This is a genomic window from Flavobacterium ginsengisoli, assembly GCF_029625315.1.
Lineage (GTDB): Bacteria > Bacteroidota > Bacteroidia > Flavobacteriales > Flavobacteriaceae > Flavobacterium > Flavobacterium ginsengisoli.
The window spans coordinates 1390724-1403227 of sequence record NZ_CP121110.1 but is presented as its reverse complement, the minus strand read 5'-3'; the positions used below and the strand labels follow the sequence as shown (position 1 = coordinate 1403227).

13 protein-coding genes are annotated in these 12504 nt (G+C 33.1%); 9 read left to right on the top strand and 4 right to left on the bottom strand.

Features of this window, described 5'->3' with window-relative positions; all coding sequences use genetic code 11:
- Positions 1 to 47 precede the first annotated feature (47 nt).
- Together P5P87_RS06375 and P5P87_RS06370 are read left to right on the top strand one after the other, a co-directional pair.
- Positions 48 to 389 (top strand): hypothetical protein, encoded by a 342-nt coding sequence (locus tag P5P87_RS06375; protein ID WP_198856007.1) that lies wholly within the window; start codon positions 48 to 50, stop codon positions 387 to 389.
- 498 nt (positions 390 to 887) lie between these two features.
- Entirely contained in the window at positions 888 to 1700 is an 813-nt protein-coding gene (locus P5P87_RS06370; RefSeq protein ID WP_278021978.1) for a hypothetical protein, read from the top strand.
- A gap of 58 nt (positions 1701 to 1758) precedes the next feature.
- Here P5P87_RS06370 and P5P87_RS06365 read toward each other — a convergent pair whose 3' ends face one another.
- Both P5P87_RS06365 and P5P87_RS06360 read right to left on the bottom strand, forming a co-directional pair.
- Positions 1759 to 2019 carry a SemiSWEET family sugar transporter gene (locus tag P5P87_RS06365; protein WP_278021977.1) on the bottom strand — a complete coding sequence of 87 codons (261 nt, stop codon included), beginning with the start codon at positions 2017 to 2019 and terminating at the stop codon, positions 1759 to 1761.
- A gap of 121 nt (positions 2020 to 2140) precedes the next feature.
- Positions 2141 to 2986 carry an SDR family oxidoreductase gene (locus tag P5P87_RS06360; protein ID WP_278021976.1) on the bottom strand — a complete coding sequence of 282 codons (846 nt, stop codon included), beginning with the start codon at positions 2984 to 2986 and terminating at the stop codon, positions 2141 to 2143.
- 389 nt (positions 2987 to 3375) lie between these two features.
- On the opposite strand from P5P87_RS06360, the gene P5P87_RS06355 reads away from it, so the two are divergent.
- The 6 genes from P5P87_RS06355 to P5P87_RS06330 are packed head-to-tail and all read left to right on the top strand — an operon-like array spanning position 3376 to position 9943.
- A complete protein-coding gene (locus P5P87_RS06355) occupies positions 3376 to 4596 on the top strand; it encodes a hybrid sensor histidine kinase/response regulator (RefSeq protein ID WP_198856003.1) in 1221 nt (406 codons plus the stop codon).
- A 10-nt stretch (positions 4597 to 4606) separates the two neighbouring features.
- Entirely contained in the window at positions 4607 to 8170 is a 3564-nt protein-coding gene (locus P5P87_RS06350; RefSeq protein ID WP_278021975.1) for a response regulator, read from the top strand.
- A gap of 17 nt (positions 8171 to 8187) precedes the next feature.
- Positions 8188 to 8553, top strand: a complete 366-nt coding sequence (locus tag P5P87_RS06345) for a response regulator (protein WP_278021974.1) — start codon at positions 8188 to 8190, stop codon at positions 8551 to 8553.
- A 7-nt stretch (positions 8554 to 8560) separates the two neighbouring features.
- On the top strand, positions 8561 to 9373 hold the full coding sequence (locus P5P87_RS06340; RefSeq protein ID WP_278021973.1) for a CheR family methyltransferase: 813 nt from the start codon (positions 8561 to 8563) through the stop codon (positions 9371 to 9373).
- Positions 9352 to 9765, top strand: a complete 414-nt coding sequence (locus P5P87_RS06335) for a chemotaxis protein CheB (protein WP_278021972.1) — start codon at positions 9352 to 9354, stop codon at positions 9763 to 9765. Before P5P87_RS06340 ends, P5P87_RS06335 begins: the two co-directional genes overlap by 22 nt.
- Complete coding sequence (locus P5P87_RS06330) at positions 9731 to 9943, top strand: chemotaxis protein CheB (RefSeq protein WP_278021971.1); 213 nt, start codon at positions 9731 to 9733, stop codon at positions 9941 to 9943. The genes P5P87_RS06335 and P5P87_RS06330 overlap by 35 nt, the downstream gene beginning before the upstream one ends.
- 6 nt (positions 9944 to 9949) lie before the next feature.
- Here the strand turns inward: P5P87_RS06330 and P5P87_RS06325 are convergent, their stop codons facing one another.
- Positions 9950 to 10648, bottom strand: coding sequence for a porin family protein (locus tag P5P87_RS06325; RefSeq protein ID WP_278021970.1), 699 nt, complete (start codon positions 10646 to 10648; stop codon positions 9950 to 9952).
- 75 nt (positions 10649 to 10723) lie between these two features.
- On the bottom strand, positions 10724 to 11845 hold the full coding sequence (locus P5P87_RS06320; protein ID WP_278021969.1) for a hypothetical protein: 1122 nt from the start codon (positions 11843 to 11845) through the stop codon (positions 10724 to 10726).
- 337 nt (positions 11846 to 12182) lie between these two features.
- Between P5P87_RS06320 and P5P87_RS06315 the strand changes: the two genes are divergently transcribed.
- Entirely contained in the window at positions 12183 to 12470 is a 288-nt protein-coding gene (locus tag P5P87_RS06315; RefSeq protein ID WP_233074081.1) for a hypothetical protein, read from the top strand.
- Positions 12471 to 12504: the final 34 nt, after the last annotated feature.

Genomic DNA, 12504 nt, shown 5'->3' with positions numbered 1-12504 from the left:
TCTCTTTTCTATACGGAAATTTGAATAACAGTTAAAAATAAAAAGCAATGAAAAGGGAAGATTCAAAACACGAAACCGATAATATAAAGAGATATCAAGATGAAGGTTACACGGTAAATTATTTATTTGAAAGTGATCGTCTGATAGATTCAGAAAGTAAAGTTGCCTATAAACCAGAAGATGTTTTTATTGTGGCGCATCATCGTTATGAAGGTATGAGTGATCCCGATGACATGTCTATTTTATATGTAATAGAAACAAAAGATGGCGGAAAAGGAACTCATTTGCTAGGATATGGTCCAATGGCAGATTTGGAAGAAGCCGAATTTTTTAAAGACATTCCGAAAGCCAATTATTCCAAAAATTCAGACATAAACGAATTAACATAAAAAGAATAAAAATAGATTAGTATTTTTATTTTGCTGATGAGCAGTTGTTTCAAATTTATTTGAGGCAATGCTTTTTTTTTAAGCTTCTAAGCTACTGAGGTTCTAAGATGCTAAGTTTTTTTCTTACTGTTTATGAAAAATGAAAAAGATAGAAGCTTAGTTTTTTAGTTTGCTTTTTTTTAGTTTCTAAGCTACTGAGGCTCTAAGATGCTAAGTTTTTTTTACTGTTTATGAAAAGTGGGAAAGGTAGAAGCTTAGTTTTTTAGGTTGCTTTTTTTTCTAAAGTTTCTAAGTTACTAAGTTTTTTTGCTCTTTATTTTTTGAAGCATGAGAACCTTAGAACCTTAAAATAATAATTATGAAATATCTCACCAAAATTGTATAAGGAATTGATTGGCAATATAAACGAACTTTGGAATATAGAAATTAAGTTAAAAACCAAGGTTAGTTTTTGTACGTAAATAGTTACTAACCACTTTACTAAATCAAAACCCTATTATGAAAAAACTTTACTTAAATACTGGAAGCTTTGATGCTGTTTTTAATAATTTGAAAGAGAGTTTTGGCGGAAGCTTAAAAGTCAATGCTAATGAATATAGATTAACAATTAAATCAAAATGGGCAAAAGGGAGTATTTCTGGAGTTCGTTTTGAAAAAGAAATGACTTATCTCAGTTTTGATTTAACTTTTAATCAAGAAATTAGTTTAAGCATCGAATCTAATCCGTTTTCGCCTGTGTTTTTTGCTTATTGCGAGAAAGGAAATGTTTTGCATAGTTTTGGTGCCGATGGAGCTACTAATTGTCTTAAAAAGCAACAATCGGGTATTATGAGTAATTCTTCTATGATTAATAGTGTATTGTATTTTCAAAGCCATCAGCAGATTCAATTTTCAATAATTGGAATGCCAACAACAATCGAAAATAAAGAAACTGATTTTGTTTCTCAAGTGAAAAAAATATTTACGAGCAATTCTGGAAATTATATTTATATAGGCGACGAAAATCATAAAATTGGAGAGAAATTTCAGGAACTTAAAAGAATTCCAAATAGAGGAACAATTCGTTATTTATTAATGAAAAGTATTCTCAGAGAAGTTTTAGAACTAGAGATAGCGCAACATAGTTATAATTATTTTACTCCGTTTGAGCCTATTTTGAACTTTGCAGTAAAACAAATAAGTGAGATTAAAAAACTATCTCATATGAAACTAACCGCAATTACAGCGCCAGTGCAGTTTTTAAAACGAAACTTACAACCTCGAAAATACCAATTGGAATTAAAGTCATTTGACCAAAAATTAGCTAGCTAGTAAGCATACCATATCTTTATCTACAAAAAAACAGCTTTGATCAGGCTGTTTTTTTTGCTTATTCTTTTTCATAGTAGATAATGAAATAAACCATAATAAGATTTAGAATAAAAGAAATACTATTGGTTAGAATAATGGGAAGATCTTTTTTTAGAATCCCATATACAATCCACATTGCAATTCCGAACGTTAAAATGCAGAACATGCGAAGCGAAATTTCTTTTACTTTCTTTGTTTTCCAAATCTTTATAATTTGCGGAATCGTAGATAATGTAATGCACGCTCCAGCAAAAAGTCCGATGATGTCTATATAATTCATTTTTTTATTTTTTAAGGTTCTGAGTTTCTAAGATTCTAAGATATTCGTTGGTTTTGTCATCAGACTCATTGCGTAGATTACAAAAAGAAAAACTCAGAATCTTAGCATCTTAGAAACTTTCCTATCCCACCAATTCACCACCATTCACATGAATGAACTGCCCAGTAATATAACTGCTATCTTGAGAAGCCAGAAAAACATAAGCAGGCGCAACTTCAGATGGCTGTCCGGCTCGTTCCATCGGATTATTTTTTCCAAAATCAGATAAATTATCAAAACTTGCTACGATTAATGGAGTCCAAATTGGGCCAGGAGCAACACCATTTACGCGAATTTTTTTCTTAGCAAGCATACTCGAAAGCGAACGAGTAAAACTCACAATTGCGCCTTTTGTACTGGCATAATCGGCTAAGTGTTCGCTTCCGCGAAAAGCAGTCACGGAGGTCGTATTGATAATAACATCGCCTTCTTTTAAAAAAGCAAGAGCGGCTTTAGTAACATAAAAAAAAGGATAAATATTAGTTTCAAAAGTTTTGTGAAGCTGAGCATTTGTAATCTTTTCGAATTCATTTTGCGGAAAATGTACAGTTGCGTTATTTACCAGAATATTAATATTTTTAAAAGTCGTGTGGCATTTTTTTATGGCAGTGCGACAAAATTTTTCATCTTTCAAATCACCACTAATTAAGAGGCACTCTCGGCCTTCTTTTTCAACCATCGCTTTTGTTTCTAGAGCATCTTTGTCTTCTTTTAAGTAGACAATTGCGACATTTGCGCCTTCTCTTGCAAAATGAACCGCAACACTTCGGCCAATACCGCTGTCGCCTCCAGTAATAAAAGCAGTTTTTCCAAGTAATTTTCCGCTTCCAACATAATTCTCTCTTATAATTTCTGGCTCAGGTGTCATCAAGTATTCATTGCCAGGAAGAGTTTGTTTTTGTTCGGGAAATGTCTGTTTCTTTTTCATGATTTCTCTCTTTTTAAGCTTTTATTTGCTTTTTAAAATTAGTTCTTAACTAAAATTTTGCTTGTCTTAAAAGAAATTTTGTTTGCTCCAATCAAAATAAAAGGGTAATCCTGTATGAAAATACATTCATTTCGTGAAAATGTTAAAGAATAAGAAATTTCTAATAAGTTAAGAATCATATAGAATCTCCAAACTGATTAGAAAAGATGGGAATTTTGTAACTATTTACGGTTTAAATAAAAAACCTCCCCGTTATTTTTTTTATACATTTGAGAATTTCTGCACCATTTTTAAGAGGTGCACTTTGCAATTCATTAAAAAAATAAGAAAATATTTATATTTATTTTAAATTCAATTATTTTGATTTACAACCGATTTAGCTTTCCGACATGGTATTAATTGTAGACGATATAAGGGCCAATATTATTGCCCTGAAGAAAACATTAGAACTGCATAATATCGATGTTGATAGTGCCGAATCTGGTGAAGAAGCGCTCAAAAAAATCCTTAAAACAGATTACTGCCTTATTATTATGGATGTTCAAATGCCTGGACTTGATGGCTTTGAGGTAGTAAAAATTCTTTCTGGAAATAAACGCACAAAAGATATACCTGTTATTTTTCTTTCTGCACTTAACACAGAGAAAAAATACATTTTTAAAGGTTATGAAACTGGTGCTGTTGAATATATTACCAAACCAGTAGATAGCGATTTACTGATACTGAAAGTAAAAACCTTCATTAAAATCTACGAACAGCAGAACGAACTTAAAGCGATGAAAGATCTGCTTTCTAAAGAAATCAAAATTAGAAAAGAAGCGCAGGACAATCTCGAAATCAAAATTGCAGAAAGAACAAAAGAATTGGTTCAGAAAAATGAAGAACTAGAGCTTCGAAATCACGAATTGCAACAGTTTTCTTGGGTAGTATCGCACGATTTAAACGAACCCATTAGAAAGATTCAAATCTTCATCAAAATAATAAAAGATCTTTATCTAAAAGCAGACGACAAAGCTATCGATTATGTGGATAGGACAATAAAATCGGCAGAAAGAATGCAGACTTTAATTACCGATTTGTTAGCTTATTCTAGACTTTCGGCTCAAGTAAAACCAGAAAGAACCGATTTAAATGTTGTTTTACAAGAGGTATTGGGAGATTTTGATTATTTAATTGAACGCAAAAACGCTACAATTAAAACAAACGAACTTCCAACAGTAGATAGCATTCCGAGTCAGATGCGTCAAGTTTTTCAAAATCTGATAGGAAATGCTTTGAAGTTCTCTGGAAGTGAATATAAACCCGTAATCGAGATCACTTCTGAAACCATTTTAGAAAAATCAATAGATAGCCCGACTTCACCAGATGGCAAATTCTGCAGAATTATGGTAAAAGATAACGGAATTGGTTTTGACGAAATTTATCTTGACCGTATTTTTATTATCTTTCAAAGCTTGAATGACCGCCAAAGTTACGAAGGAACAGGAATTGGACTTGCGATTGCAAAAAAAATAATAGAAAAACACAACGGATTAATCACAGCCAAAAGCAAATTAGGCGAGGGAGCAAGTTTTATTATTGTGCTTCCTTTAAAATACGAATTAAAATAATTAGACATATATGAACGGTAATTTTAAAAGGAATTTATTAATTAGTTCGCTAGTTTCATTGCTTGTACTTACCATTAGCTCGGTTGCTTCGTTTATAAGCATTAAAAGTCTTTTAAACAGCAATTTTTGGGTCAATCATACTCAGGATGTAATTTACAATCTAAATGAAGGTTCCTCAATTCTTACCGAAGCTCAAACAAGCATGAGAGGATACTTGCTTACAGGTGACGAGCAATTTGTTGGCCGTTTTAATGATTCTGAAGCCAAAGCCAATGCTTATTTTGAAAAGTTGGATGGTTTAACAGCTGATAATCCTTCGCAAACTAAATTACTAGAAGAATTGCGTGACAAACGTTCAGCTTTCTTTAAATATCTAAACAATCAGATTGTAAAAAAGAGATTAAGCAAGCAAATACTGATCTTTGATTTGAATGAGGGCCGAAATATGATGAACGAAATGCGTGCAATCATCAAAAAGGTCGAAAATACAGAGCAAAAGCTTTTAGATGAACGCAATTCAAATTCAGAGCGTTATGGCAGATATAGTTTGGCTTTAATTGCGATTGCTTTCTTTATCGCCTTTCTTATTTCTATAGTTTTCCTGATTAGAATTCTGAAAGATTACAATGAAAGAACTTTATTGCAACAAGAATTAATAAAAAAGGATAAGGAAACAGCTGATAGATTGCAAGTAATTGGCGGTATTGCAACACAAATTTCTAAAGGAAATTACGATGTTCAAATCGATGATCGAAAAGCAGATACTTTAGGTGCGCTTGGAGCTTCTATTCATGAAATGAAAAATTCGCTAAAAAATTCGTTCGACTTATTATCTCAAAAAGAATGGCTTCAGTCTGGTGTTGCGACTTTAAATGATAAAATGTTAGGCGAAAAAACAATCCAGAAGTTATCTAAAGATGTAATCGAATTTTTGTGCCAATATACCAACAGCAGCGCTGGAGTTTTGTATGTTTTGGACGGAGAAGAAATGACAATTTCTGGTGGATACAGTTATATTCCGAGTAAAAATAGAGAAAGAATTAAGAAAGGTGAAGGCTTAATCGGACAGGCAATTGTTTCTGGTAAAATGCTGGAATTGAAAACACTTTCGCCAGATGATATTCAAATTAATTACGCTTTAGGCGAAATAAAACCAACTCATATTGTAGCGCTTCCGCTTATGGATTTCAAAGTAGAAGGAGCAGTAGAATTGGCAAGTATTTATGGTTTTTCTGTACTGCAATTGGAATTTTTAAACATTGTAGCCAATAATATTGGAATTGCCCTGAAAGCGACTCAAAACCGTAAACGTGTCTTAGAATTGTTGGAAGAAACCAAATCGCAAGCAGAAGAATTACAAATTCAGCACAGCGAATTGGAAGCTATAAATGCAGAATTGGAAGCACAAACTGAAAAACTGCAAGCATCAGAAGAAGAACTTCGCGTACAGCAGGAAGAATTGGAGCAAACAAATGAAGAACTATCAGAAAGAAGTGTTTTATTAGAAGAAAAAAATACAGAAATTCAGAAGAAATCAGAGGCTTTAGAATTAACAACTCGCTACAAATCAGAGTTTTTAGCTAATATGTCGCATGAGTTGAGAACGCCTTTGAACTCGATTTTACTATTGAGCCGTTTGCTTTCTGAAAACAACAATAAAACAATGAACAATGAAGAAATTGAATTTGCAAAAGTAATTCAGAGTTCAGGAAATAGTTTGTTAGGATTAATCGATGAAATTCTGGATTTATCTAAAATTGAAGCTGGTAAAATGGATCTAGAGTTCTTAGATGTTTCGACAAAAGAGATTACAGACGCGCTTTATAATTTGTTTTATCTGGTAGCAAAAGAGAAAAATATCAACTTTGAAATTATTGCGAAAGAAGCACCAATTGTTATCAAAACAGATAAAATGCGTTTGGAGCAAATTCTAAAAAACTTGATTTCAAATGCGATTAAATTTACAGAAAAAGGAACTGTTTCTCTTGAAATTAAGGTTGATACAGACGACGATAAAATAATCTGCTTTATTGTAAAAGATACAGGAATTGGAATTCCGTTAGAAAAACAGCCATTAATTTTTGAAGCTTTCCAGCAAGCTGATGGTTCTACAAAACGCAAATACGGAGGAACAGGTTTAGGATTGTCAATTAGCCGTGAACTAGCTAAATTATTGAGAGGAGAAATCATCCTGCACAGCAAAGTAAACGAAGGAAGTACGTTTACGTTATGTCTGCCTGTATTAGGATTTGCAATCAATAAAGTGTCAGTTAATAAAATTCCAGAAGCAGAAGAAATTGAAGTTCAATCTGAAAATGAAGAACAAAAACCAAGATACATTAGCGATGTTGTGCCAGCAGAAATTGAAGACGACAGAAATTCTATTGTAGAAGGCGACAAAGTAATTTTGATTGTAGAAGATGATATTAATTTTGCTAAATCATTATTAGCTTTTACACAGAAAAAAGGATACAAAGGCGTTGTTGCTGTAAGAGGAGATTATGCTTTAAATTTTGCCTTAATCTATAGACCAATTGGTATTTTATTAGATATCGAATTGCCAATTAAAAGCGGTTGGGAAGTTTTGGAAGAATTGAAGAATAATTCGCACACTAAACATATTTCAGTGCACATTATGTCATCGCATAAATTGAAGCAAGAAAGCTTGCTAAAAGGAGCTGTAGATTTCTTAGATAAACCTGTTGCGTTTGACAAGATTCCGGAAGTTTTTATGCGAATTGAGCACATCATCAATAAAGAATCTCAGAAGGTTTTAATTATTGAAGATAATCCGAAACACGCAAAAGCTTTGGCTTATTTCTTAGAAACGTATAATATCAATTCGGAAATTAAGAGTGAAGTTTCGGCAGGTTTATCGGCTTTAGGAAAAGAAGAGGTAGATTGCGTAATTCTTGATATGGGAATCCCAGATAAACAAGCCTACGAAATTCTAGATGGAGTTAAGAAAAGTCCAGGATTAGAAAACCTTCCTGTAATTGTCTTTACAGGAAAAAGTTTGTCTATAAAGGAAGAACTGAAAATTAGAAAATATGCCGATTCTATTATTGTAAAAACGGCTCATTCATACCAAAGAATGCTAGATGAGGTTTCGCTTTTCCTTCACTTAGTAGAAGAAAAGAAAGAAGGTACAGCAAAGGAAAACCACAAAAAGTTGAATTCGCTAAATAATATTTTGTTTGAGAAAAAAGTATTAATTGTAGACGATGATGTACGAAATATATATTCGCTTTCAAAAGCTTTAGAAGCCTTTAAAATGAATGTAATTACAGCTTTTGATGGAAAAGAGGCTATTAAAATTTTAGATGAAAACCCAGATACAGATGTGGTGTTACTAGATATGATGATGCCCAATATGGATGGCTACGAAACAGCAGAAAAGATAAGAAGTAACCCGAAATTTCTTAACTTAGCTGTAATAGCTGTAACGGCAAAAGCAATGACTGGAGACAGAGAAAAATGTATTAAAGCTGGAGCTTCAGATTATATTACAAAACCTGTCGATGTAGACCAGCTTTTATCGTTATTGCGAGTGTGGCTTTATGATAAAATCTAATCTTTAAAATGCTGTAAATGGGAAAGAAACGTGTTTTGATCGTAGATGATGATTCGAGGAATATTTTTGCTTTAGTAAACACTTTAAAAGCAAAATCGTATGATTGTTTATCTTGCTTAAGCGCCGAAGAGGCTCTAAAAATACTAAAAGAAGACTCATCTATAGATGCAGTTTTAATCGATATGATGATGCCAGAAATGGATGGTTATGAGGCAATTCCGCTTATAAAAGAAATTCCGTCGCAAGAATCTACCTTAGTAATTGCCGTTACAGCACAGGCAATGGCAGGAGACAGAGAAAAATGTTTACAAGCTGGAGCAGACGCCTACATCTCTAAACCAGTAGATGTTGATAAATTACTTCAGATTTTGGAAGAAATCTAAATGAATTATGATTGAAGATATTGAATTAGAAACTCTTATAAATGATGTTTACGAATATTACGGTTTTGATTTTGGAAGTTATTCGAGAGCTTCACTTAAACGACGAGTAAGCCGGGTTTTTTATTTAGATGGATTTAAACATTTTCATGAGTTTTTATCTAAAATCCGCACAGATCCAGAATATTACAAAAGAATGATAGACGAAATCACGGTTAATGTAACCGAGATGTTTCGTGATCCATCATTTTATCTAACATTAAGAAAAGAAGTCCTACCACTTTTAGGGCCTAAGCCTTTTATTCGTATTTGGCATGCAGGCTGTTCTACGGGAGAAGAAGTATATTCTATGGCAATTATGTTGAAAGAAGAAGGCTTGCTTCATAAATCAATATTATATGCTACAGATATAAATGCATCTGTGCTAGAAACAGCCAAAAGCGGTATTTTTCCGTTACGAATGATAAAAGATTACGCAGACAATTATCGCGATGCAGGCGGACAACAGGATTTTTCAGATTATTACATTGCCAATTATGGTTTTGCAAAGTTTAACGAGAATCTTTCTGAGAAAATGGTTTTCTCACAGCATAACTTAGTTTCAGACAATTCGTTTAATGAGTTTGACCTTATTTTGTGCCGTAATGTTTTAATTTATTTTGATAATAATCTACAGAAGAGAGTTGTGAATCTATTCGACGATAGCTTGGCTGTTCTAGGATTTTTGGCACTCGGAACAAAAGAAACGATAAAATATTCTATATCTCAAACCAAATATAAACAATTTGCTAAAGAGAAAATATGGAGAAAAGTAAGAGAATAACAAATTGTAAAGTAATTATAATTGGAGGTTCGGCAGGAAGCTTACAGGCATTATTGCAAATTTTGCCTTTTATAGAAAAGCCTATTTCTTTTGCCATTGTAATAGTAGTTCACAGAAAAAATTCAGATGAACAAACCTTAGAAGATTTAATTGCCTTAAAATCGCAAATAATAGTAAAAGAAGTAGAAGACAAGGTAAAACTAGAACCAGGATTTATCTATATCGCGCCGTCCAATTATCATTTATTATTTGAAAGAAACGAAACACTGTCTTTAGACACTTCAGAAAAAATAAACTACAGCAGACCAAGTATTGACGTCTCATTTGAGTCTGCTTGCAGAAATATATGGCAATCATTTGATCGGAATTTTACTTTCGGGTTCCAATTCTGATGGAACAATCGGATTGAGAGCTATTCAGGCATTTGGCGGAATAAGCGTTGTCCAGAATCCGCTTTCTGCAGACATGCCTTTTATGCCCAATAATGCCATTTTGCATACAGTACCTGATTTTGTTTTAAGTACCGATGAGATTCTTGAATTTATAAAAGAAATCAATCAGGAAGAATAAAAGATATTATTTTTCATCTTCTGGCAGAACCACTTTGTTAAGTTCGGCTTCTTTTTCAGCTCTTTTTTGTGCAGCTTTTCCTTTTCCGATAGGTAGTCCTGCTGTAACATACAAAGATCTGTTATATTGATTGTTTGGTCCATCTCCTTTCATTACAGTAACAAGTCCGTAATAATATTGAACTGTTAGATTTAAGCCATGTCCAACATTCAAATGATAGCCGGCGCCAAATGCAAGTCCAGCATCAATAACATGAATTTGATCACGAATGTTCTTTTTGTAGACCACATCGTCGCTGTTAATTTCATTTTTAAACTCATCAAATGCTTTGGCTAATAATCCAAATTGCGGACCCGCTTTAAGGTAGATATTATTCTTAAATTGATATTTAATCAATATAGGAACATTAAAATAACGTATCTCGCGATTAACGTGTCCACCTGCAAAAGTATTGTCCAAATTTTCATCGTTTAAAGAATAAACTGGAATATCTTTGGCTCCCATGGGCGATTTTACAATTACTCCTGTATTGATCATCCACGCTGGATTTTTTCTAGATCTTAAATCAAAATAAAAACCAAGATTGAAACCTGGATTTAAGGCGGAAGATCCCATGTTTGAAATGGTAGAAAAATTAGCGCCACCTTCAAGACCAAACTCTAAAAACTGCGAATTGAGTTTATCTCCAAATATTAAGGAAATCAAGACTTGGGATTGTGCTGTGCTAATACAAAAAAAAGTGACAAAGATTAGAAAACCTTTTTTCATATGATTTCCGAATTAAAGTCCAAAACGATACTGAAGACTGCCCAGAACTTGTGTACGTGAGCCTAAGAAACCGCATTCTGCACGAAACATAATATGTCTGCTGAATTGATACTGCGATCCAACAATAAAGTTCCACATGTCTTTAGGCCTTTTTTGAAGCGAATATTGAACAGACGAGCTTTCGGCCGTACTCAATGCTCCATCCAGAGTTGCAAGAATTGTCCCCGCTCTGTCTAAAGCTCTGTCTGCCGTGTTGTGCTTGGCAATATTGACTGGATTTTTTTGTTCAGCTGGAGTCAAGCCATCCCACCAGTTATCTACTTTTGTTTGGTTTTCGGATACTTTTTGAAGACCGCTATCCACTTTAGCCTGCGCACCGGTAAGATCAATAAAATTAGACAATGGCAAATTTCCATTAGTATCTCCAGAAATGTGTACTCTAAAACCTCCGACCCAAACTGCTATGTTTGTATCTGGTTTATTGAATTTAAAAGTCTTACCAAATCGTGGACCGAAGATATAAGAGAAAGCGGGTTTATCAAGCGAACTTATGTCGGTCCAAGCCATATTCATATCAAGTGCAAACCAGCCTCCGCCAATACCAATTGTGGGAGTCATACCAATACCGAAAGTCGTAGCATTAAAGTTTGCTTTTGTAGTAAAATGAGCAACTTCTGACCAGTTATTATCAGCATCCGGAACGTAAATTCCGGCATTGATGTTTGTTGAAGTATTGGCTTTTCCAAAGATGCCATAGATATTTAAAAAAGGAAGTAGCCATATATCAGGACGAATAGTAAGCGCTCCAGCTTCAACATAAGATTTGTCAAAACGAACGATCTCATCCAAATTATACTGAGGCCCATTATTAAAACCAACATTTAAATTATTGATAATTATATCAGAGGTTTGCCAAAAATAATTTACAGATACTCCAGCGGAGTAAGGAAGTTTATAGCCTTTTTGGGCTACTTTTTCGCCCCAGATAGGAAGAGCGTAGGGGTATTTTTCTACTTTAAGACTGTCTTTTAAATCTTCATTTTTTTTTCCAACAATTTTGTCGGTGTAAACTTGTCCAAAAATCTGTATGCTGAAAAATAATAAAGAGGCTGATATTAGTGTCTTACATTTCATTGATTAGAGTATTAAAAATTAATTAAACTGCGAAAAATAAATTGTACTAATGGGTGTAAAGAAATCTCTGCTTATTTTTTTTGGCGTATAGAAAAAGTGTTTTTAAAGGTTAAAATGAGGGACTTAAAGAATTGTTAATTATTGTTAAAGTTAACGAAATTTTCTTACCTCCAACAAAGTTTTTAAAGAAAATAAAAAATCTATTGAAATAATTGTCAGGTCATTAACTAGCATTTTATTTTTACTATCATCAATTTTAATTAACTGAAAAAAAATAAAAATAAATTGTACTTTTACAGCTGTGAAATGGATAACAATCATATTATCAATTTACCTAATGGCATTATCTAATATGCCATGTGCGGATATGGAAGTAAACAGCGCCATGCATAAAACAGCTCAGTTTACTTCAGAAGATAATCATTCGCATGATAAAGCAAATGATTTATGTTCTCCATTTTGCGTCTGTAACTGTTGCGGTGCACAGGTTTTAAGTTACCATTCTGCTGTAACTTTTGAATTTCCTAAAACTTACAATCAAATTTCAATAGCTTTACCAAGTTATAATTCTGTTTTTATTTCCAATTTCTACGGAAGTATTTGGCAACCCCCTCAAATAGCATAATGATTATGCCTGTTCGATGAAAATCGAAACGGGC